At 59.0% G+C, this 21,589-nt stretch carries 17 protein-coding genes and 3 tRNA genes; 8 read left to right on the top strand and 12 right to left on the bottom strand.

What is annotated here, in order from left to right:
- The first annotated feature begins 12 nt into the window (after nt 1-12).
- A complete protein-coding gene (locus tag J2S70_RS07285; RefSeq protein ID WP_307683062.1) occupies nt 13-1,032 on the top strand; it encodes an acyl-CoA thioesterase in 1,020 nt (339 codons plus the stop codon).
- A 33-nt stretch (nt 1,033-1,065) separates the two neighbouring features.
- On the opposite strand, the gene ettA is transcribed toward J2S70_RS07285, so the two are convergent.
- The 5 genes from ettA to J2S70_RS07260 form a co-directional block, all read right to left on the bottom strand.
- Complete coding sequence (gene ettA / locus J2S70_RS07280; RefSeq protein WP_307683061.1) at nt 1,066-2,748, bottom strand: energy-dependent translational throttle protein EttA; 1,683 nt, start codon at nt 2,746-2,748, stop codon at nt 1,066-1,068.
- A gap of 105 nt (nt 2,749-2,853) precedes the next feature.
- The gene (locus tag J2S70_RS07275) at nt 2,854-3,468 is read right to left on the bottom strand and encodes a single-stranded DNA-binding protein (protein WP_307683060.1); all 615 of its coding nucleotides are present in this window, start codon (nt 3,466-3,468) and stop codon (nt 2,854-2,856) included.
- Nucleotides 3,469-3,625: 157 nt separating this feature from the next.
- Nucleotides 3,626-3,892, bottom strand: coding sequence for a LysE family transporter (locus J2S70_RS07270; protein WP_307683059.1), 267 nt, complete (start codon nt 3,890-3,892; stop codon nt 3,626-3,628).
- Between the two features lie 3 nt (nt 3,893-3,895).
- A complete protein-coding gene (locus J2S70_RS07265) occupies nt 3,896-5,353 on the bottom strand; it encodes a GTP-binding protein (RefSeq protein WP_307683058.1) in 1,458 nt (485 codons plus the stop codon).
- 7 nt (nt 5,354-5,360) lie between these two features.
- Nucleotides 5,361-6,905: a dynamin family protein gene (locus tag J2S70_RS07260; RefSeq protein ID WP_307683057.1), complete on the bottom strand. Its 1,545-nt coding sequence runs from the start codon at nt 6,903-6,905 to the stop codon at nt 5,361-5,363.
- 92 nt (nt 6,906-6,997) lie between these two features.
- Between J2S70_RS07260 and J2S70_RS07255 the strand changes: the two genes are divergently transcribed.
- The 4 genes from J2S70_RS07255 (at nt 6,998) to J2S70_RS07240 (ending at nt 9,986) form a co-directional block, all read left to right on the top strand.
- Nucleotides 6,998-7,070: transfer RNA gene (locus tag J2S70_RS07255), tRNA-Arg, on the top strand.
- A gap of 27 nt (nt 7,071-7,097) precedes the next feature.
- A complete protein-coding gene (orn, locus tag J2S70_RS07250; protein WP_307683056.1) occupies nt 7,098-7,754 on the top strand; it encodes an oligoribonuclease in 657 nt (218 codons plus the stop codon).
- Nucleotides 7,755-7,794: 40 nt separating this feature from the next.
- Nucleotides 7,795-9,288, top strand: a complete 1,494-nt coding sequence (locus J2S70_RS07245) for a sensor histidine kinase (RefSeq protein ID WP_307683055.1) — start codon at nt 7,795-7,797, stop codon at nt 9,286-9,288.
- 20 nt (nt 9,289-9,308) lie between these two features.
- Nucleotides 9,309-9,986: a response regulator transcription factor gene (locus tag J2S70_RS07240; RefSeq protein ID WP_307683054.1), complete on the top strand. Its 678-nt coding sequence runs from the start codon at nt 9,309-9,311 to the stop codon at nt 9,984-9,986.
- 17 nt (nt 9,987-10,003) lie between these two features.
- Here J2S70_RS07240 and J2S70_RS07235 read toward each other — a convergent pair whose 3' ends face one another.
- The 3 genes from J2S70_RS07235 to J2S70_RS07225 form a co-directional block, all read right to left on the bottom strand.
- The gene (locus tag J2S70_RS07235; protein ID WP_307683053.1) at nt 10,004-11,569 is read right to left on the bottom strand and encodes a phosphotransferase family protein; all 1,566 of its coding nucleotides are present in this window, start codon (nt 11,567-11,569) and stop codon (nt 10,004-10,006) included.
- A 252-nt stretch (nt 11,570-11,821) separates the two neighbouring features.
- A tRNA-His gene (locus tag J2S70_RS07230) sits at nt 11,822-11,896 on the bottom strand.
- 141 nt (nt 11,897-12,037) lie between these two features.
- Nucleotides 12,038-12,967: an ATP-grasp domain-containing protein gene (locus J2S70_RS07225; RefSeq protein ID WP_307683052.1), complete on the bottom strand. Its 930-nt coding sequence runs from the start codon at nt 12,965-12,967 to the stop codon at nt 12,038-12,040.
- A gap of 155 nt (nt 12,968-13,122) precedes the next feature.
- Between J2S70_RS07225 and J2S70_RS07220 the strand changes: the two genes are divergently transcribed.
- From J2S70_RS07220 to J2S70_RS07210, 3 genes are all read left to right on the top strand, one after another.
- A tRNA-Lys gene (locus tag J2S70_RS07220) sits at nt 13,123-13,196 on the top strand.
- Nucleotides 13,197-13,313: 117 nt separating this feature from the next.
- Entirely contained in the window at nt 13,314-15,998 is a 2,685-nt protein-coding gene (locus J2S70_RS07215) for a DEAD/DEAH box helicase (protein WP_307683051.1), read from the top strand.
- A 5-nt stretch (nt 15,999-16,003) separates the two neighbouring features.
- Entirely contained in the window at nt 16,004-16,780 is a 777-nt protein-coding gene (locus J2S70_RS07210) for a YggS family pyridoxal phosphate-dependent enzyme (RefSeq protein WP_307683050.1), read from the top strand.
- Here the strand turns inward: J2S70_RS07210 and pflA are convergent.
- The 4 genes from pflA to J2S70_RS07190 all read right to left on the bottom strand — a co-directional run bounded on the left by pflA (nt 16,767) and on the right by J2S70_RS07190 (nt 21,575).
- A complete protein-coding gene (pflA, locus tag J2S70_RS07205) occupies nt 16,767-17,669 on the bottom strand; it encodes a pyruvate formate-lyase-activating protein (RefSeq protein WP_307683049.1) in 903 nt (300 codons plus the stop codon). The genes J2S70_RS07210 and pflA overlap by 14 nt on opposite strands.
- 73 nt (nt 17,670-17,742) lie before the next feature.
- Nucleotides 17,743-17,997 carry an autonomous glycyl radical cofactor GrcA2 gene (gene grcA2, locus J2S70_RS07200; protein WP_307683048.1) on the bottom strand — a complete coding sequence of 85 codons (255 nt, stop codon included), beginning with the start codon at nt 17,995-17,997 and terminating at the stop codon, nt 17,743-17,745.
- A gap of 64 nt (nt 17,998-18,061) precedes the next feature.
- Nucleotides 18,062-20,131, bottom strand: a complete 2,070-nt coding sequence (pflB, locus tag J2S70_RS07195) for a formate C-acetyltransferase (RefSeq protein WP_307683391.1) — start codon at nt 20,129-20,131, stop codon at nt 18,062-18,064.
- 298 nt (nt 20,132-20,429) lie between these two features.
- Entirely contained in the window at nt 20,430-21,575 is a 1,146-nt protein-coding gene (locus J2S70_RS07190) for a branched-chain amino acid aminotransferase (protein ID WP_307683047.1), read from the bottom strand.
- Nucleotides 21,576-21,589: the final 14 nt, after the last annotated feature.

The raw sequence follows: 21,589 nt of genomic DNA, 5'->3' as shown, positions 1-21,589 counted from the left end.
TCTCCTTTAAAAGTGTCTTTATCTAGTTTGCCAGACCTCGCGATCCTTGTGAAACTCATCGCATATTGTGAGCTAGCTGAAAAGTACGCCCCCAGGCGCAATGATTTGACGGGAGCGGCGTCGACCCGAAAAACTGTTGAGATGACCTACTTGCCCGTTCCAAGCCCGCCCGATGAACCACTTTCCTCCGTTATGCGCACGTTGCGCATGAAAGTTCGCGAAGAAAATTCCTATGTAGGCTCGAATCTGCACCAGATTTCGGGTCGGGTTTACGGGGGTCAGGTGTTCGCTCAGGCCGTCGTGGCAGCGCGCGCCACCGTCGCCAATCAGTATGCGAGCCGTGAAATCCATTCGATCACAGCAGCATTCCTGCGCCCGGGCGATCTCGATGTGCCAACCCAGTTTGACGTTGAAGAAATTCTTGATGGTCGCTCGTTTTCAACCCGGCGCGTTCACGCCTCTCAACATGGGAAAACGATTTTTACGGCCCGCGCCTCGTTCCAAGAAATCCAGCCAGGTGTCGAACACGAAGAGCGCATGCCACATGCGCCTGATCCTAAAACTTTGGAATCATCAGTAACGCTATTTGCGAGCATTGATCATCCGGCCGCACGCGTGATGAGCTCGACGAACGCGATCGATATGCGCCACGTGGGCGGCTCAATTTGGATGAAGCCCGCCGAGCCAAGTGATGATCCGGTGCTTATTTGGTTCAAGTTGCGCAATCGCATGCCCGAAGATGCAAGCCAGCTTCTTCACCGTGCAATCCTTGCCTACAGTTCGGATCAGTTCATGTTGGAGCCGATCATGCGCCGGCACGGCATGCACTGGACGAATCCGAAGCTTTCGCTGGCTACGCTCGACCACGCGATCTGGTGGCATCGCGACATCAACATGTCGGAATGGGTGCTCGCAGAACTGACCAGCCCAAGCGCGCAAGGTGGCCGCGGGCTGTCGCTTGCGAAGTTTTTCCAAGACGGCCGCCACGTTGCCACCATGGCTCAAGAGGGCATGGTGCGTTCGCGCGACTAGGCGCGAGGCGCCTAGTCGCCTGGGGGCACTCCTCTAGTCACGTTTGAACTTGCGGTAGGTCATCGCACTCGGGCGAGCTGCTTCCTCGCCGAGGCGTTCCACCTTGTTCTTTTCGTATGCTTCGAAGTTACCTTCGAACCAGTACCAGTTAGCCGGATTTTCTTCGGTGCCCTCCCAGGCCAAAATATGGGTGGCCACGCGGTCCAAGAACCAACGATCGTGGGTAATCACCACGGCACAGCCGGGGAATTCGAGGAGCGCATTTTCGAGTGAGCCCAGGGTTTCCACATCCAAATCGTTGGTCGGCTCGTCGAGGAGGATCACGTTGCCGCCCTGCTTCAAGGTCAGTGCCAGGTTGAGCCGGTTGCGTTCACCACCCGAGAGCACTCCGGCCTTCTTTTGCTGGTCTGCACCTTTGAAGCCGAATGCTGAGACGTAGGCTCGCGATGGCATTTCAACCTTTCCTACCTGAATGTAGTCAAGGCCGTCAGAGACGACTTCCCACAGCGTCTTTTCCGGATCAATACCCGCCCGGGTCTGATCCACATAGGAAAGCTTGACGGTTTCGCCGATCTTAAGATCGCCGGCGTCAAGTGGTTCAAGGCCGACGATGGTTTTAAACAGCGTGGTCTTACCCACGCCGTTCGGGCCGATGATGCCCACAATTCCGTTCGGTGGCAGGTTGAACGAGAGGTCCTCGATGAGCACGCGCTCACCAAAGCCCTTCTTGATCTTGTCTGCCGTGATGACCACGTTGCCAAGCCGCGGGCCTGGCGGAATTTGGATCTCTTCAAAGTCGAGCTTGCGCATCGATTCGGCCTCGCGAGCCATCTCCTCGTAGCGCTGCAGGCGGGCCTTCGACTTGGCCTGGCGTCCCTTCGCCGACGAGCGGACCCATTCGAGTTCGTCCTTGAGCCGCTTTTGCAGTTTGGCGTCCTTTTGCCCCTGAATCTTTAGGCGCTCGGCCTTGGTTTCCAAGTAGGTGGAGTAGTTACCCTCGTACGGGTAAAGCTTGCCGCGATCAACTTCTGCGATCCACTCGGCCACGTGGTCGAGGAAGTAGCGGTCGTGGGTAATCGCGATGACGGCGCCCTGGTACTGTTTCAGATGCTGCTCCAACCACAGCACGGATTCGGCATCCAAGTGGTTGGTCGGCTCGTCGAGGAGCAGGAGGTCTGGCGCTTCAAGGAGAAGCTTGCACAATGCGACGCGGCGGCGTTCACCACCGGAAAGCACGTTGACCGGGGTGTCCGGCGGCGGGCATCGCAACGCGTCCATCGCCTGCTGCAGCTGGGCGTCCAGATCCCAGGCGTTGGCGGCGTCAATCTCGGTTTGCAGCTTGCCCATCTCTTCCATGAGCGCATCAAAATCGGCATCCGGATCGGCCATCTCCATGCCGATCTCGTTGAAGCGGTCAACCTTGGCGAGAATATCTGCCACGCCTTCACGGACGTTTTCGATCACGGTTTTATCTTCGGTCAGGGGTGGTTCCTGCAAGAGAATACCCACCGAATAGCCGGGTGACAGCCGCGCTTCACCGTTCGACGGCTTGTCCAGGCCCGCCATGATCTTCAAAATCGTTGACTTACCTGCACCGTTAGGGCCGACCATGCCGATTTTCGCCCCGGGGAAGAACGCCATCGTCACGTCGTCAAGAATGACCTTATCGCCCACCGTCTTGCGGGTATTGATCATCTGGTAAATAAACTCAGCCACTGCACTCCAATCACGATTACAACCACCCTCAAGCCTAATTTATCCACCGGTTGGAGCAAAGGCGTGCACCTAGGCAGTTGGTCTCACCGGGCGCACGCCCTCCCTTTAAGCGAAGGCTTCTTCGCGCTCACTTGGTTCTGAGTACTCGGATTCGGTTTCCGGGCCGTGCTCGATCAAAACGCCATCTTCATCGACGACGACGGCCGGCTCACCCGCGTCGGTATCTGTTCCGTGGGAGCCGGTGCCGTTCCACCCTTCCTCGGGCTTCGTGCGAGCTTCAGCCACGGAATCGTCGCCAGCCCACCCGGGCTCTCCCGGCTGAGGTGGCAAGGTCATGTCAGCCCGCCTGACGTAATTCACAATTCCGTTTGACAGCTCAACGCCCACCGAATCAGCGATAATACTGAGCTCACGCTGCTGGACCTGATCCCGATCGTTCCACAGACGGGTGACGAGCCGGCCGCGAACGATCACGGGCATGCCCTTTTTCAAAGAGAGCGACGCATTCGTGGCAAGAGCCCCGTAACAGCGCACGGCGTACCAGGTGGTTACCCCGTCGGTGTACCGGCCCTCGTGACGATTAAAGTAGCGGGGCGTGACCCCGACGCGGAAGATCGTGGTCGCCCGCGTGGCTTCCCCTTCGGATTTGGTGTCGTTATTCGAAAACAGTTTGGGTTCGCCGCCAATCCAGCCGCGAATAGTTACGTAGGTATTGTTCATTAGGTCTCCTTAGTCGAATGATGTACATCCGACTTTGCCAAGGTCTGAAAATCCGTGCCTCGCTCCTACCCCCAAATGTGGATTCGGTTCGCACCACCGCCTGCTGTGGAGAAGTTTTCGGGCAACCGAGCCCTAATCGAGCAACTCGCGTATTCCGTTAAACACGAGCAGGCACGCCGCCACCACAAAGAACGCCCCCGCGGATCATTCCAACACCCATGTACAACAGCCAGGCGCCACCAACAACCTGCACGAGTCCAAGCACATCGGGATAGGCATTGAGCAACGCGGCAGCTCCCAGCACCGTGAGCGTGCACCAAAAAGCACCCCGGTCTGAATCCCAGCGGTCACCGCAAAAGCGTGCGGGCGAGGCTGCCCCGGCAAGGTTCAAAAGAATGAGCGAGAACCACGCACCGACATTCACCGGCTACCTGCGCTGCCTATAAAACACCTCCGAGGACAGCTCGGTTCGCGTTACTCGATGCTGTTCCAAAATCCCTCGCGGGCCATCAATAAGGTGCTCGTCCGTCGTCTTTGCTACCGCATTGCGAATAGCTTCGTCATAGCGTTCGGCGGCCCGATGCGCACTTGACTTCACAGCCCTTCTTCCGAGCCACATTGCGATCACACCAACGAGCGCGGCCCCAACACCCACGCCGATCCGCACGGGCACCTCCCACGGAGCAAACACCGCTACCGCCACACAGCCAAGTACAAGCACAACCAGTAACACGAGCCCAACGATCGCGGGCGCTCGCGAAATCGAAGGTAGCGGCGTCGTTCGAATAGCGTTACCCAATTCCCGCCGGAACTTATCGGCAGAGGAAACCTTCGAAACCACTGCCTCCTGCCACACGTGCGGCAAACCCTGCCGCACGTATGCAACCCAGGCGTCCCGAATCGCGTGCACCATGGTATTCGCCGGCTGTTCGGGCACCACTAGAGCGGGAGCCTGATAGGACTCGCCCGACATCCGAATCGACTCAACGACCGATGGAATACCCGAGGCCCGCACGATCCGATCGTTAATATCATTGACGGCACCTTCCGAGAAATCCGGTTCCACCTCACCCAAATTCTCCCGCAACCGGGCCGCGATGGCGTCCAGTTCAGCAGCCGCCGTCTGGGCGTTAATGGACTGCCCGCGCACCGCTTCCGCCAATTTCGCGCGAACCTCAGACACACCCTCACCGGTAAGCGCGGAGGCAGAAATTATCGGCACCCGTTCAAGCCCGTCATCGTTCAAAAGCTTGCGCAGATCACCCAAGATCGTTGCGCGTTCGGGCTCGGGAATCCGATCGATCTGATTCATCACCACGACCATCGCGTCTTGCCGGCCCGCAAGCCCGGCCAGAAAATCCTGATGCAGCACCTGATCGGCATACTTTTGCGGATCAACAATCCACACGAGCAGATCAACCATGGGCAGCAGCCGGTCAACCTGCGCGGAATGGGCAAGCTTCACCGAATCGTGATCGGGCAGATCCAACAGCACGAGCCCATCGAGGTTATCCTTGCCCGCCGTCAGGATCGAGGAGTGTTCAATACGCCTATCTTCGTCCACCTCGAGGTAGTCGAGCAGCTCTTCGGCGTCCACGTTGAAGGTGCACGCGGCGGCCCGCTCCGTCGTCGGCCGAATATCTCCAGAATCCGCGAAACTCAGCTCGGTGATCGCGTTGAACATCGTCGACTTCCCAGAGCCGGTACCACCCACCAGCGCGGCTACAGTCGTGTCGATGCCGAGCCGCATCCGCTCCTGGGTGCGGCGCAGATCGTCCTGGGCGCGCGATGCCACGTACGGATCGAAGTATCGGCCGCCCGTTGCCACCGCACGCTTGAGCGTTTGGAGGCGCTCAATAACCTCGTGTGAAGATTGCGTGTCCATCCTCGTCCTATCCGTTTAACAGTTCACTGGCGCGCAGGCGCAGTGTGGTCGCGTCACCAACGTCCACCTTATCGACAACGCTCGTGTAAACGGCCACGAGCTCATCGAGCGCCTCGCGCACCCGATCGTTGAGATCCTCCCGCGCCTCGAAAACAAGCTCCTTGACGCCAAGCTCCTCAGCCACCTTGCGTGCTCCGGCAATACCGCCAGCCGCCACCCCGATCAACGACGCGAAGCCGGCCGGGCCAAGCCACGGATTGTCTTGCACGCGTTTTGCCGCAATGTCCGCCTTCCAGTTCGCGAGCGCCCGATTGACAATCGGATCAATATCCAGTTTGGCGTTCGCTTCTTCGAGGAGCTTTTCAGTGTTCACGACGTCGGTTCGCCATGCCTCGTTGACGTTCGCCTGCGCGGCAGTCAGCCCCTGGGTTAGCGCAACTCTGGCCGAGGTGAGAATCGCATCGAAGATGGTCGTCATTGCGTGATCGCGCGCTCCAGCCCGCCTTTCAAAGAGTCCGGGCTTTCGGCTCGCGACCATTCCCGCAAGCGGGCCGCCCGTGGAGGCGAGCGAGAGCCACGACGTCGTCGGCGCGCCCTGACCAAAGCGGCCGTTTGAAATGTTGGTCAGGAGTTTGTCAACCGGTTCTTGCGCGCCTTCGTAGGCCTTGTCCTTCAGGTCGGTCAAAGCGTTGGCCTGAGCTTCCACCGCGTCCGCTAAAAACAATAGATCCGTGCGAAGCCGGGGCAAAGTCGCGTTCGTCGTGCGATCAACGAGTGAGTTCCCAGCCTTTGTTTTCGCAACAATTTCCAGCCATTCACGCAGCTCGCGAACGTAGTCTTCGGGCAGGAGGCCACTGTGAGCCCCGGCATCGGGGATAATGAAAAGCGGGCTTTCTGACAGGCCCATCTCGCCCATGCGCTTGGCCAGATCTTTACGGACCGTGGCGAGCGCACTTTGCGAGACGCGGTCCAAGACCACCGCGCAGGTAACCCCGCGCATATTGGCGCGCTGGAGCGTATCCCAGGCGACGGCGTCGCCGTACCGCGCCGCCGTCGTCACAAAAACCCACAGGTCTGCCGAGTCAATCAGGCGGGCAGATAGTTCGCGGTTGGAATCGTCCACCGAATCCAAATCTGGGGCGTCTACGAGCACGACCCCTTCGATGGCCGAATCCACTGTCACGTATTTACCCATCTTCGACAGGGCGTGGTTTTTCAGCCTTGGATGATCGTTTGGGTGCATGACGACGACGGGCGTGCGAGTTGTGGGACGCAGTACCGAAGCCGGCGAGATTTCCTCACGCACAAGCGAATTCACGAGCGTGGACTTGCCCGCTCCCGAGGATCCGCCAAACACGATCACCGCCGGTAACTCAGTAGACTCCAGGTGCGGTAAAATCCGGCTTTCCAGCTGGGTGATCAGCTGCTGGCGGGATCGGGAAAGCTCGCGCGATCCTGGCATGTCTAACGGCAGGTGCGCGTTGTTAAGAGCCTCAAGTGTTCGAGACACGAGGCCCGTTAGGCGTGCGCGGGAATAAGCTGGAGTACTCACGCTCCTATTGTGTCCTATAAACACCACTATTTGGATGAAGAGCACCCGCGATTAGCCCACGTCGCCCCGGGAAAGGTAACATTTGCTTGCACGCCCCCATAGCTCAGCGGATAGAGCAGTGGCCTTCTAAGCCATGTGTCGCAGGTTCGAGTCCTGCTGGGGGCGCATCTTCTTATAATGTAGGCTTTGGCCGTGAGTACATTTTCTGCGCAAACTACGCCCATTGTCTGGATCGACTGCGAAATGACGGGGCTTGATCTCTCGATCGATGCACTGGTTGAGATCGCCGTGGTCGTTACCGATGCCGAATTGCAGCCGCTCGACGAGGGCCTAAGCATCGTGATCAAACCGTCCGCCGAAGCCGTAGAGCAGATGGATCCCTTCGTCCGCGACATGCACACCACAACCGGGTTGATCAACAAATGGGATTCGGGGACCACGCTTAACGAAGCTGAAACTCAGGTGCTTAATTACATTAAAAGGCTCGTACCAGAGGCCCGCAAAGCACCGCTAGGCGGCAATTCGGTTGGCACGGATCGCAACTTCATTACACGTGACATGCCCGATCTTGACGCCCATCTCCACTACAGAATTATCGACGTTTCATCCGTGAAAGAACTTGCCAAACGCTGGTATCCGCGTACCTATTTCGCGGCGCCTGAAAAGACGGGCAATCACACCGCCCTCGGCGATATTTACGATTCAATCGACGAACTGCGGTACTACCGAGCAATTCTCATGCCCGAAGGCGAGGGCCCCACGTCGGATGAAGCTCGCGAAGCGGCACAAACGATTACCAACGATCTGACCCGCACCCGCGCCGAGGAAGCTGGGAAAACGCTCGAATAGTTCTCATCTATTTCTCACAATAGTCACGCACAATGACGGCATGAAATCACACGCATCCGAGGAGCCCAAGGCGAGTGGCCGCCTGCGCAAGGCCCTTGGCTGGGGTACCGTGCGTTCGCGCATTGCGGCGATCATTCTCCTGATCACCGCCGTGTCGATGGCGGTTGTTGGCGTGCTGGTTTCAGTGATTCAGTATCGCGGCACCGTCAATTCAATCGATGCACACCTGGCGCACTCAGAGGACGAAGTCGTTCGATTTGCCACGCGCACAGCCGACGAAGAAACCCTCTACGCCGATCAGCCCGCCAACACGGCCGAATTTATCGTGCAGTTCATGCAGCAGCAGATTCCCATAGAAAACGAGGGAATGCTTGGCTTTGTTGGCGGCGAGCTCACGTTCCATCAGGGCAACTTGGGAATCCCGGTGCAAGAAGATGCGGAACTGATCGAATTCATTACCCCGCTCACCGCCTCCGATTTCATCGAGTGGGAAGCTACCCGAACTGCCACCGCGCACTATCGCATCTTGATCGTACCCGTCGTCGTGGGTGAAACCGAACAGGGAGCAATCGTCTTCGTCCATGACATTGGCGAGGAACTTTTACCGGTTCGCCGATTTATTTTGTCATACCTCGTGATCGCTCTTATCACGATTTTGGGGGCGAGCTTCGCCGCCTGGTGGGCTGCCGGGCGCGTGATGGCCCCGCTCGAGCGCCTGCGTGAAGCAACAACGCGCATCACCGAACGTAATTTCGACGAGCGGATTGAAGTTCAATCCACCGATGATCTGGCCGACGTCTCACGCTCATTCAACGCGATGCTTGACCGGATGGGCGCGGCCTTTACCTCCCAATACCAGTTGCTCGACGACGCCGGGCACGAGTTACGCACGCCGGTGACGATCGTGCAGGGGCACCTTGAGTTAATGGACCCCGAAGATCCAGGTGACGTGCAAGATACCCGTGATCTGGCTCTTGGAGAACTCGATCGCATGCGGCGCCTTACCGACGATCTCGTGCTACTCGCCAAAACCGAGCGGCCTGATTTTTTGCGGCTCGGCCCCGTGGATGTCACCGATCTGATGCACGAAGCGTATTCGCATGCGCGCCAGCTGGGTGAACGCAACTGGAAGCTCGGGGTGGTCGCTCCCGTCGTCGTCGAAGGTGATTCACAGCGCCTGCTGCAGGCAATTTTGCAGCTGGCGGCCAACGCCGTGAAATTCTCGGAAGCCGGTTCGAAGATCACGTTATCTGCGCAGGTCAAAGGTGGGGCGCACGCGCAGCCGAAGGAGCTCTACCTCTCCGTTGCGGACGAGGGCGAGGGAATTGCGACCGAAAATCAAACCCGCATTTTTGAGCGATTTGGCCGGGTCGATCCCTCGCGGCAGGGGGCGGGCCTCGGATTGTCGATCGTCTCCGGAATCGCCCAAGCACACGGTGGTGACGTGGCCCTGACCTCAACGGTTGGTAAAGGATCGACGTTTTCAGTGGTGCTGCCGCTGGATGACGAAATAATCGTAGAATCAGATAAGTAGTACTTTTTGGAAGGACTATCGTGGCAAACATACTTGTTATCGAGGACGAGCCGGGTATCAGCTCGTTCATCGCAAAGGGTTTAAAAGCAGCCGGCTATCAGACGACCATTGCTGACAACGGGAGCGACGGCGTCTACCACCTGCTCACCGACGGCTACGATCTGGCAATCCTCGATATCGGCCTTCCAGACATGGACGGATTCGAGGTACTCGAACAGGCGCGCGGCCAGGGCGTTTCGATCCCTGTGATCATTTTGACTGCCCGCTCCTCGGTTGAGGACACGGTCTCCGGCCTCGAATCCGGTGCCGATGATTACATGGCCAAGCCCTTCCGGTTCGAGGAGCTACTGGCCAGGGTGCGCCTGCGCCTGCGAAACGCCCACCAGTCCGCCAGCAACTCCGGCGACACCACTGTCATAACCGTGGGCGATCTGACCCTCGACCTGCGTTCGCGGCGCGTCAACGTGGCCGGTAAAGAGGAAGAGCTATCAGCGCGCGAGTTCGCGATGCTCGAATTCTTTATGACTCATCCAGATCAGGTTCTTTCCCGCGTTCAGTTGCTCGATAACGTGTGGGGTTACGACTTTGATCCGGGTTCGAACGTGGTGGATGTTTACGTTCGCTATTTGAGGCAAAAGATCGGCACCGCGAGGTTGGAAACCGTTCGCGGTATGGGATACCGCCTCGTATCGCGCTAACCTAGCACGCCGCGTTGTCACCGATCTGACTTGCCATTGCGCGGTGGGCGTGCGGGTTGTTTGTATGCTCCGGGTGCTTTCGATCGCGTACGCTCTTCCCACCACAGCACCCTGCGCATGCGCGCTTCCGCCTCACGCGGAGAACTATTCACGTCCGAGTTTGACGCCATCGACAGCGCCACCGCCGTCGTTCGCGCATACAGATCGTAGGCGTTAGTGCGCGTTTCAAGGTAGGCACACCAGGCCTCGAGCACTTCTTCGGAACGCGGGTAGAAGCTGCATCGCATTCCACCTGGGTTTAAGTATTCGAGGCGCTCACGGTAGGGCTCGGAAGGATGTGCTTCCACCCAGTGCGCCTCGGTAAGGAAAGGTAGCACGGACACGTGTGCGAGCAGGCATCCCCAATCGTCGTTGCGTTTACCTGGTCCAACGTGGTCGAGATCGATGAGGGTGAGCCGGCCGTCGTCGTCGATCAAAATATTGGCTTCGAAAAAGTCGCCGTGTGTGGCCACGTCTGGGCCGCCGTAGTCCGCGTTAATAATTTCGGTGACCATCTTGGTGATTCGGTCAATGTCGCTGGCGTAGGCGGGCAGGATTTCGCGTGCGGTTTTCGCGTAGTGGTGGATGCGTTTTGCCCACGAGGAATGCTCGTTGAGGGCTGCCACGGCCGGGCTGAGGGAATCGAGGATCCGTTCGAATTCTACGATTTTGATTTTCGCCTGGTCGGTGCGGAATGCGATTTCGTTGGAAAAGGAGTGCCCGCGGGCGGTTTCCGAGATCACTATCCCGGTGTCTGTGGAGTAGACGACGGCTGGGATGGGTGTTTTTCCCTCGGCGACGGCGTTAGTACGGCGCACAAGTTCGCGTCCAGTTTCCGGGTGGAGGACTTTACCGAAAGCAACCGACTGGCCGTCCTTTTTATATTCGACGACAGCGCGCCTGGTTGGCCGGTAAACAATGATGTCGGCCGTCAGGTTGGGGATACCAAGCTTCTGGCTCATGTGCTGAGCGTGCGTTGCCTCAGGCAGACCGGGCAACGAGGGATCGTGTGGGAATTGCCAGACGTGAATCGGGTCGACCACAATTCCGCTAGGGTCGGTGAAGGTGAGGACGGCGTTAGAGGTATCAACTTTTTCGGTGGAGGCTGTGAGGTAGGTGGAAAATTCGCGGTCTGTTGCGCGGGCCGTGACGAAATATCCCACAGAAACGCCTGCTCCTGGGCGCAGGTACGGCTTATCGGTTGAATAGTCGACGAGGGTCCATCCGAGTGACTCGATTGCCGCTTCCACTATCGATCTGGCCTCTGGTGAGACTAGGAATGCTGCCACTTCGGCGCTCGTGTCGATCGTTTGCGGTGGGTTGGCGGTGGGATCGTTGCTGGTGCCGGTGTTAGCGGCCATGCCGTGACCATCGTTAGGCTCCGTGCCGGGTTCGATACCGGGTTCGATACCAGGCTCAATGCCGCGCTCGCCGCTTATGGTGCTTGAGGGTTCGGTTATCGCTTCCGTGCCGTGTTCGGCCGCCACCATGTAAGCGTGATCGCGAGCTCGATGCTGGTCGTACCGGTCCGGAGATTGAGTCATGGAGTCATTCCACCATAATTGTGGGCGAAAGTCGCTACAGATGAGAGTTTTCTAAGGCTGGACTCCGTTAATTTCTTGCGAGCGGGCACGGCGGCCCACTTGGCGGACCCCGGGCGGCCCACGTGGCGGGAAAATCAACCCGCAAAACCGCGGTTTTGGGCCTGAACGTCGATGCAAGGCGCCAGGATCATGCTTTTTTCACGGATCTGGCGATAGTGGCACCAAAAGAGGCGGATCCGAAGATCCGCCTCGTGGGGTGCCTGACGGGGATTGAACCCGCGACATCCTGGACCACAACCAGGTGCTCTACCACTGAGCTACAGGCACCATGTGCTCAGATGCAACGATAGAAAACTATACCAACGATTCTTTGCCACCACGAAATTGCCCACGGTGAATACGATCACCGAAGCAGAACCACTGCCCGAGCGGGCGCACCGCCGGTGCAGCCTCACCGCCGGCGCAGGGTTACCAGAACGCACGCATCTGAATCGCGTCAGCGAACCGGGTCAGGTGATCCTCGTCTGAGGATAGGTATAGCGAGCCGTCAATGAGTGAAATTTCCATGACGTAGAACTCTTCGGGCGATTCCGGCGCACCGCGAACCAGATCCACACGGTTGAACAGCAAGAGCTCGTCGCGCCCGGACATGTTCTTAATATGCGCATGCAGGGCTTGCCGGATGCGTTCGCCCCACCGCCAAGATTCCTCGGAGGCATCGGTGGAGTGTGCAACTTCTTCCATCACGCCAGAATCGATCGGGTTGCGGTAGCGCGGGTGGAGCATGGGCTCCTTTTCCACCTGGTATGAGCTGAGCCCGTTGAGGTAAATCAGTGAAGTTTCCCCGGCCACATCGATTTCTTCGAGGTAGCGCTGCACCATCACAGTGCGCCCCATTTCAAGTTCGTATTGCGCGTGCTCGATCGCTTCGGAGCGCGATTTCGCGTCGGTGGCCGTGTACCGCCCTGTACCGCGCCCTCCCGAGGAGACCGCCGGCTTGATCACAAAGTCACCATGCGCTGGAAAGCGCGAATGGATTTGCTGCTTGGAGAGCTTGTGTGCCGGTTCGAGCCAGGTGGTTGGGATGACGGGCAGCCCTAGTTTCTCTAGCGCCTGCATGTAGTGCTTATCCATGTTCCATTCCATGGTGGTCGCCGAGTTGGCGATGCGTGGAATAGACTTGGCCCATGTGATGAATGCTTGCGGGTCCTTCGCATAGTCACGAACGGATCGAACGACGACGAGGTCTGCTTCACCCCAGTTCACGCCCGGATCGTTCCAAACGGCGACGACGGGCTCGATCCCGCGGTCGCGAAGCGCATCTGGCAGATCCTGCTCATCCTGATCGAGGTTGGGCAGGTATTCGGACGTTGCTAGAAAAACTTTAGGTGTAGCCACGTTTGTCACTCTAGTTTATTTCGGCTGTTAATGTGTGGGTAAATCGTGTTTCACTAGATCCGCCTCAAGGGGTCACGTGCGCGAGTTCACAAGCAAAACTGGCGATATTGATTTGCTCCGAGCTTGGGCATGGAACTAGAGTTAAACATCGTTGCGCATCGCTAGCTCAACTGGCTAGAGCACCTGACTCTTAATCAGGGGGTTCTGGGTTCGAGTCCCAGGCGATGTACGGATAGCGGCGGCTGGCTTCGGTTGGCCGCCGTTTTGTATATGATGGCTAGAGGTTGCGGATCAGGAGGGCGTTTGCGGTGTTTGGGGCAACGTTCATCCGAGTTGCGGAGACCATGTGACCTCCCTTAATCGCGCGCTGGATAAACTTGAGGATGAGCACGGCCTTTCCCCGTCTCCAAAGGCGATCCACGATGCATTCACACAGTGGTTTGCTTCTACGGGCAAGCACATGTATCCGCATCAAGAAGAGGCCTTGCTGAATATCGTGGCGGGCGATCACGTGATCGTCGCGACGCCCACGGGTTCCGGTAAATCGCTGATTGCCTCGCAGGCGCTGTTCGCTGGCCTGGCCACCGGCCGTACGGCGTACTATACGGCGCCGCTGAAAGCCCTGGTTTCGGAGAAGTTTTTTGATCTGATTGGCCAGTTCGGCGCGCATAACGTTGGCATGATCACGGGCGATTCTTCGATTAACGCGGGTGCGCCAATCATTTGTGCGACCGCCGAGATCCTAGCGAACATCACATTGCGGGAGGGCCCGGAGGCCGACGTCGGCGTCGTCGTCATGGACGAGTTCCATTTTTACGGCGATCCGCAGCGCGGCTGGGCTTGGCAGGTGCCGCTGCTCGATTTGCCGCAGACGCAGCAGGTTTTGCTGTCTGCAACGTTGGGCGATACAAGCTTTTTTATGGAAGACCTCCAGGAGCGCACGGGCAGGCCAGTTTCGATCGTCGACGACGCCGTCCGGCCCGTTCCCCTGCACTTCACCTATTCGCTGGAGCCTGTTGGCGAGCAGATCCAAGAGCTGGTGGCAACGCATATGGCGCCCGTCTACGTGGTCCATTTTTCGCAGCGGGAGGCGGTGGCTCAGGCGCAGGGGCTGATGTCGATGTCTCTGATTTCTTCCGAGCAGCGCGAGCGCATCCGCACCGCGCTGGGTAATTTCAAGTTTGGCCCGGGTTTTGGCCAAACGCTGTCGAAAATGTTGCGCAATGGGGTGGGCGTGCATCATGCGGGTCTGCTCCCCCGCTATCGGCGCCTTGTCGAACGGCTAACCCAGGCGGGTCTACTAGTCGTGATCTGTGGCACCGACACGCTCGGCGTGGGCATCAACGTCCCAATCCGCACGGTTCTCATCACGTCGCTCACGAAGTTCGACGGCGCCCGGATGCGTAACTTGGGTGCCCGCGAGTTCCATCAAATTGCGGGGCGCGCGGGCCGGGCGGGGTACGACACGATTGGCTACGTCGTCGTGCAGGCGCCAGAGCACGAGATCGAAAACGAGCGGCGCTTGCGCAAAGCGGGCGACGATCCGGCGCGCATCAAGCGGGTGCAGAAGGTCAAGGCGCCCGAGGGTGAGGTGTCGTGGTCGGAGAAGACGTTCGAGCGTTTGAAAACCGCGGAACCCGAGAAGCTCACCAGCCAGTTTCGCGTGGATCACGCGATGATTTTGAATCTGTTGCAGCGCCCGGATCCGGTGCCGGCGATAGCGAAAATGCTCACGGATAACCACGAGCCGAGAACGCCGCGCAACCGGTTTATTCGCCGCGCGCTGGATATTTATTCTTCGCTGCGCACTGCTGAGGTGATCGTGCATGAAGATCGAGATTGGCGGGCCGCACACCCCGGTAAGCCCGCGATCCGGTTTGCCAAGGATGTGCCCGATGATTTCGCGTTGAACTCGCCGCTTTCCCCATTCGGTTTGGCCGCGCTAGAGTTGCTGGAACCCGACGACGCGACGTACCCGCTCGACGTCGTTTCCGTGATCGAAGCTGTTCAGGAAGATCCGACTCCGGTGCTGATCGCCCAGCGCAAGGCGGCCCGAGGGGAACTGATCGGCAAGCTGAAGAACGAGGGCGTGGAGTACAACGAGCGGATGGCTTTAGCTGATGAGGTGACGTGGCCGCGCCCGCTGGCCGACCTGTTAGAACCGGCCCTCGACACCTATGCGCAGACGAACCCGTGGGTGGCAGGCCATGAGCTGTCGCCAAAGTCGGTAGTGCGGATGATGATCGAGGAGGCAATGACTTTCTCGGAGTTCGTCTCCCGCTTCGACCTCACCCGTTCGGAGGGCGTGGTTTTGCGCTACTTGACCGACGTGTATCGAGCGCTGCGCCAGACAGTTCCATACGAGTTCCGTACCGACGAGGTCGAGGCGATTATCGACTGGCTGGGCAGGCTCGTTCGTTCGATTGATTCCTCGTTGCTCGATGAATGGGAGGCGCTCGCCGACGGCCGGGTCACAGTCGACGAACTGGACCTTCTTTCCGATGACGACGCGACCAGCGGTGAGGAGGCCGCCTTCGGCGCTGACGAGGATGGCAATATCGCCTTCACGCGCAACAGGCATGCCCTGCGTAAGGCGGTGCGGAACGCGATGTTCCGCCGGGTTGAGGCCTTGGATCGCGATGATTACGACCTGCTCGAGCGTCTGGATGGCGCGGACGGCTGGGATGGCGATCGCTGGGCCGATGCCATGGATCCGTATTGGGACGTGTATGCCACGCTTGGCACGGGCACGGATTCGCGTTCGGAACGGTTCTTTTCGATTTTGGAAGAGCCCTCATATGCGGACCTGCTGCAGGCGGGCGCGGATGAGGACACGGCTTCCCGGTGGCTCGAGGAGCACAAGCAGGGAAGGCTGTGGCTGGTGATCCAAATTCTCGACGACGAGGGCTCGGCCGAACCGCCCAGCGATGAGGCGGAGATGACGTGGGCGATGTGGGCGGTCATCGATTTGGATGCTTCCGATGATGCCGATGAGCTCGTGCTTCACATGATGAGGCTTGGCGAAAGGTAGGCGGAATGTCGATTGCGGAGAATGTTGCGGCGGTGCGGGAGCGGATCGCGGACGCGGTGGCGCGCGGCGGCCGGGAGTCGCGGGAAGTCACGTTGATGCTTGCCGCTAAGCATCAGCCGGTGGAGAGCCTACTTGAGGCGGTGGAGGCCGGAGTGCACACTTTTGGGCACAATATTGTGCAACAGCTGCAGGGTGCGGTTGCCGGTTTGCGCGAGGCAGGCGTTACGACGTCGAACGCCGTGATCGGGCCGGTCCAGTCAAATAAGCTGCGCGCGGCGATGGACGCCGCTGACCGGATCGACTCGGTTGACTCGCTCAAGACGGCCACGCGGATTGCGCGCCGCCAGGAGGCTCGTATTGCCGAGGGACTGGCGGAGGGGCCGTATCCCGTTTTGATTCAGGTGAATTCTTCAGGGGCGACGACGCAGGGCGGCTGTGCTCCCGAGGCGCTGCTTGATCTGGCTCGCGCCATTGTGGAGCTGGGCTTAGTGCGCGTGGATGGGCTCATGACCATCGGCGCAAACACGAGTGATGAGGCGAAAGTGCGGGAGAGTTTCGCGCTCACTCGGGAATTGGCGGAGCGCATGCGCACTCTGCCGGGTCTAGAGTCGGCCACCGTGCTCTCGATGGGCATGACTGGCGACCTTGAGATCGCCGTCGAGGAAGGTTCTACCGTGGTGCGCGTTGGCACTGCGGTATTTGGCGAGCGCCAAAGGGAAGGCACCCTTAGCGTTTATCCCGCAAGGCGCATAGAAGATGGTGCGGCTGCTAGAACGTGGTGAGGCCCTTCGCCCGGAAAATTTCGCGCGCCACTTCAGCAGCCTCACTCGAGGGCGGCTCCACACCTTCGAGCTGGTATTCCATACCGAGCGAATCCCATTTGTCGCGCGCCATCTGGTGGAAGGGCAGCACTTCAACTCTGGACACGCTCTCCCAGTGCGAAACGATTTCGGCCACGGCCTCAATGTTTTCGGGATCGTCGGTAAGCCCGGGAACAAGCACGAAACGGATCCAGATTTCCTTGCCTGCGGCCGATAGGCGCTGGCCAAAATTCAAGGTCGGTTGGAGCGGACGGCCGGTTGTACGTTCGTAGTAGCCGGGCAGCCCGGACTTCACATCAAGCAGTACCAGATCGACATTGTCCATCATCTCATCGGTCAACGAATGCCCAAGAAAGCCCGACGTGTCGATCGCGGTGTGAACTCCGGCCTCTTTCGCTCCGCGTAACAACCTGGCTAAAAACGCTGGTTGCATCAGCGGCTCGCCGCCGGAGAAGGTCACTCCCCCGTTCGTTACTTTGAAGATCGTCTTGTATCGCCTGATCCGATCCAGCAGGGCGTCAGCCATCACGCGAGTGCCATCGCGAAGCCGCAACGTGTCAGGATTGTGGCAATACAGGCACCGAAGCGGGCAGCCGGCCAGAAAGACGGTCATGCGCGTGCCCGGGCCGTCAACCGCTGTCACGAGTTCCCAAGAATGGACGGATCCAACCTCGCCTGCTCGCACCGCATGGATGTGCTCGGAGTGGTCCATTTCGGGCGCCAGATCGATACCGTCCAGCCCGGCTCCGGCTTCTCGCGGCACTTCGTATTCGAGCGGCTCCGGGCGGTATTCACCCGTGGAGCCTTCACCGGCAAAATATCTGCGAGCATCTAAAGATCTATCTGGCATGAAAGTCCTTGTGGAAAACGACGCCGGGCGCGCGGAACCATTTCCGCGCGCCCGGCAGTAACTGTCTCAAAGATTACATCGAGTCGTGGAAGGTGCGCGAAAGCACGTCAAGCTGCTGCTCGCGTGTTAGGCGCACGAAGTTCACAGCGTAGCCCGAAACGCGGACTGTCAGCTGCGGGTACTTCTCCGGGTTTTCCATCGCATCTTCGAGGGTCTCACGATTGAGCACGTTAACATTGGCGTGGTAGAGGCCCTGAACGCCACCGTTTTCTTCGCGCTGTGCCTTCATTGAGGCGAGGCGCTCTTCGTAGGTTTTAACCTTCGGCATTATTTTCTCCTTTGTGGATCTGATCCAAAGTCTATCGGTCGAGTGTAGCTCTTGTGGTTATTTATCAGCCTTTGGCGACCATGCCGGCATCCATGATGCCCACGAGGTTGCCAATCTGTTCGTCTTTGTTCCGCCCGAGTGAGGAGGGAACAATCGTGTTCGTCAGCGAAATACCATCGAGCGCATCGGTGTAGTCGAGCTTGCCCACCGAGAGCATCGAGGCGAGCATACCGTGCGTGTCGGCACCGTTTTCCGGGTTCGCACCCGGCGCGAACGGGTTGCCCGCGCGGTGGCCCGACGGGAAGTTGCCGGTGTTCTTGCCGTACACAACGTTCGAGGTAATCGTGAGCACCGACTGGGTCGGGATCGCGTTGCGGTACATCGGAATCGACTTGATCTTGGACATCACGGTATGCACGATCGTGGCTGCGATGTCGTCGGCTCGGTCGTCGTCGTTGCCGTAACGCGGGAAGTCACCTTCGGTGATGTAGTCGACGATGAGGCCGGTTTCGTCACGTACCGGGGTCACGGTTGCGTACTTGATGGCTGACAACGAATCGGCGACGATCGACAGGCCGGCAATACCGCAGCCCATCGTGCGCACGATATCGGAGTCATGCAGAGCCATTTCGATGGCTTCGTAGGCGTACTTGTCGTGGCTCCAGTGGATGATGTTGAGCGCTTCAACATAGGTTTCTACTACCCAGTTCAGCATTTCTTCGTACTTGATCCACACTTCGTCAAAGTCGAGCGGGCCATCGCCCTTGATCGGCTCGTAGCCTTCAACGATCTGCTTGCCGCTCATTTCGTCACGGCCACCATTGATGGCGTAGAGAAGCGTCTTGGCGGCGTTCACGCGCGCTCCGAAGAACTGCATCTGCTTGCCTACCGGCATCGGCGATACACAGCAGGCAATTGCCGCGTCGTCGCCCCAGTGTTCGGCGATCTGGTGATCGGCCTCATACTGCAACGAGGAGGTTTCGATGGAGACTTCCGCACAGAAGCGCTTGTAGCCTTCGGGAAGTTTCTCCGACCAGAAGATCGTAATGTTCGGCTCGGGGGCCGGGCCGAGATTGATCAGCGTCTGTAGCAGACGGAAGGAGGTCTTGGTGACGAGCGTGCGCCCGTCCAGGCCAAATCCGCCGTCGGACCAGGTAGCCCAATACGGATCGCCAGAGAAGATCTGATCGTAGGATTCGGTGCGCAAGAAGCGCACGATCCGCAGCTTAATCACGAGCGCGTCGATGATTTCCTGAGCCTGTTCCTCGGTGAGGATGCCGCGCTCAAAATCGCGCTCGAAGTAAATATCGAAGAAGCCCGACAAGCGCCCGAAGGACATGGCGGCTCCATCCTGAGACTTGATCGCGCCAAGGTATCCGAAGTACGTCCACTGGACGGCCTCTTGCGCGGTGTCAGCCGGGCGCGAGATATCGAATCCGTAGCTGTCCGCCATCGTCTTCAGCTTTTGAAGAGCCCGAATCTGTTCGGAAATTTCCTCACGATCGCGTGCCCAGTCCTGGGAGAAGGGCTCGTTTGCCTTGCGGTCCAGATCCTTCTTCTTCTCCTCGATCAGGCGGTCAACGCCGTAGAGGGCAACACGGCGGTAATCGCCGATGATGCGGCCGCGCCCGTATGCATCCGGCAGACCAGTGATAATATGCGAGGAACGCGCGGCGCGAATGCGCGGGGTGTAAACGTCGAAAACGCCCTGATTGTGGGTCTTGCGGTAACGCGTGAAGATTTCCTTCACGTCCTCGTTGACTTCCTCGCCCGCTTCCTTGATGGCGGTTTCCACCATGCGCCAACCGCCGTAAGGCATCATGGCGCGCTTGAGAGGAACGTCCGTTTGCAGGCCGACGATCACGTCGTCGTCGTCGGAAATGTATCCCGGGCCGAAGGCGTCGATATCCGCGGGTGTTTCGGTGTCGACGGCGTATACGCGCTTTTCGCGTTCGACCGACAGGTAGTCCTTTTCGAGGGTATCCCACAGGCGCAACGTCTTTTCGGTTGGGCCGACCAGAAAGTCCTGGCCGCCTTCGTATGGGGTGTAGTTTTTCTGGATGAAATCGCGGACATCGATCATGGATGTCCACGTACCATTTTCAAAACCGTCCCACTGTTTAATCTTCGTCATTGAACCGGCGTCGATGGTCACTCGTGTGGCTCCTTAAGCTTGTGAGAGAATACATCCATTCTAAGCAAATTCTCGCTTCCGTGGGGCGCGCGGGATACATCTCACACGCGACCTTTAGGACATTCCCGGCACTATTGCTTGAAGCTTAAGCGGAGTGATTCTAGTTTGGGACTGAGGGCCCGTCTTTACGCCGTCACGGGCGTTTCGCCGGCTCTGAGAAAGCCGTACAAGCGTGTTCGCGACTGCGCATCCGCCGTCGCACCAAAAGCCGTGAGCGTCGCGTCGTAGACGGAAACCTTCATGAGGCGTCGGCGATCTTGTATAACCAGCCGAATCTATCTTCGGCGTGGCCGAGCTGGATCGCGGTCAGTTCATCGTAGATGGCGGCGGTCTTGTCCCCCACCGGCACGGCAACGTCGAAGTCCTCGGAGGCCAGGCGCCCGATCGGGGTCACCACAGCCGCGGTTCCGCACGCGAACATTTCGGCAACGTCACCGGATTCGAGACCGTCCAGCACGAATTGGAGCGGGATAGCTTCTTCGGCCACGTCCGTATCGTTTGCTTCCAGGAGCTGGATGATCGAGGAGCGCGTTCCGCCGGGCAAAATGTTCCCGGTAAGCGCGGGGGTTTTCACCGAACCGTCGGCCATAACCACGAAGATGTTCATTCCGCCAAGCTCGTCAAGGTTCGTGTTGGTGGCGGCGTCGAGGAAGAGCACCTCATCGAAGCCGGCTTCCGCCGCGCGTACCTTCGGCAACAGCGAGGAGGCGTAGTTGCCGCCAGTTTTCACGTCGCCCATACCACCCGGGCCGGCGCGGTGGTAGATGCGATCCACCCACAGATCGATCGGCTGCAGGCCGTTCTTGAAATACGCGCCCGACGGCGAGGCGATCACAAGGTATTCGTAGCGCGAGGCTGCCCGCACGCCGAGGAAGGATTCGGAAGCGAATACGAAGGGGCGCAGGTAGAGCGAGGTTCCGGGAGCGGAGGGCACCCAGCGGGCGTCGGCGCGCACGAGATCCACGATGGAGGCCACGAAGTCTTCACGGGTGATCTCGGGGATTGCGAGCCTGCGGTTGGACATGTTGATGCGCGCCGCGTTGTAGGTGGGGCGGAAGGTCCAGATCGAGCCGTCGTCGTGCCGGTATGCCTTCATTCCTTCGAAGGTTTCTTGGCCGTAGTGCAAGACGGCGCCGGCCGGATCGAGCGTAAGCGGGCCGTAGGGTTCTACGACTTTGTTGTGCCAGCCTTTTCCGGCCGTCCAGGTTGCGTGCGCCATGTAGTCGGTGAAGTCCGAGCCGAAGCCGAGGTTGGCAAAGATACGCGTGTGTTCCTCTTCGGAGGCCAGCGCGTTGTGCGGCTGGATTTCGAACGTTCCCGCGAGCTCATCGGCCGCTGCGATTGGCTGGGCGGCAAGATTCTCTAGGTCTGTGTTCTGGCGCATGTCTCCTCTTTCCT

It is taken from the genome of Trueperella bonasi, assembly GCF_030811535.1.
Lineage (GTDB): Bacteria > Actinomycetota > Actinomycetes > Actinomycetales > Actinomycetaceae > Trueperella > Trueperella bonasi.
This window is presented reverse-complemented; position numbering and strand designations above follow the sequence as displayed.

Excerpts from the sequence above, each read along its gene's own strand:
- J2S70_RS07275 (WP_307683060.1), bottom strand. The coding sequence starts at position 3,468 with ATGAACAATACCTACGTAACTATTCGCGGCTGGATTGGCGGCGAACCC.
- J2S70_RS07265 (WP_307683058.1), bottom strand. The coding sequence starts at position 5,353 with ATGGACACGCAATCTTCACACGAGGTTATTGAGCGCCTCCAAACGCTC.
- J2S70_RS07245 (WP_307683055.1), top strand. The coding sequence starts at position 7,795 with ATGAAATCACACGCATCCGAGGAGCCCAAGGCGAGTGGCCGCCTGCGC.
- J2S70_RS07235 (WP_307683053.1), bottom strand. The coding sequence starts at position 11,569 with ATGACTCAATCTCCGGACCGGTACGACCAGCATCGAGCTCGCGATCAC.
- J2S70_RS07210 (WP_307683050.1), top strand. The coding sequence starts at position 16,004 with ATGTCGATTGCGGAGAATGTTGCGGCGGTGCGGGAGCGGATCGCGGAC.
- pflA (WP_307683049.1), bottom strand. The coding sequence starts at position 17,669 with ATGCCAGATAGATCTTTAGATGCTCGCAGATATTTTGCCGGTGAAGGC.
- grcA2 (WP_307683048.1), bottom strand. The coding sequence starts at position 17,997 with ATGCCGAAGGTTAAAACCTACGAAGAGCGCCTCGCCTCAATGAAGGCA.
- pflB (WP_307683391.1), bottom strand. The coding sequence starts at position 20,131 with ATGACGAAGATTAAACAGTGGGACGGTTTTGAAAATGGTACGTGGACA.
- J2S70_RS07190 (WP_307683047.1), bottom strand. The coding sequence starts at position 21,575 with ATGCGCCAGAACACAGACCTAGAGAATCTTGCCGCCCAGCCAATCGCA.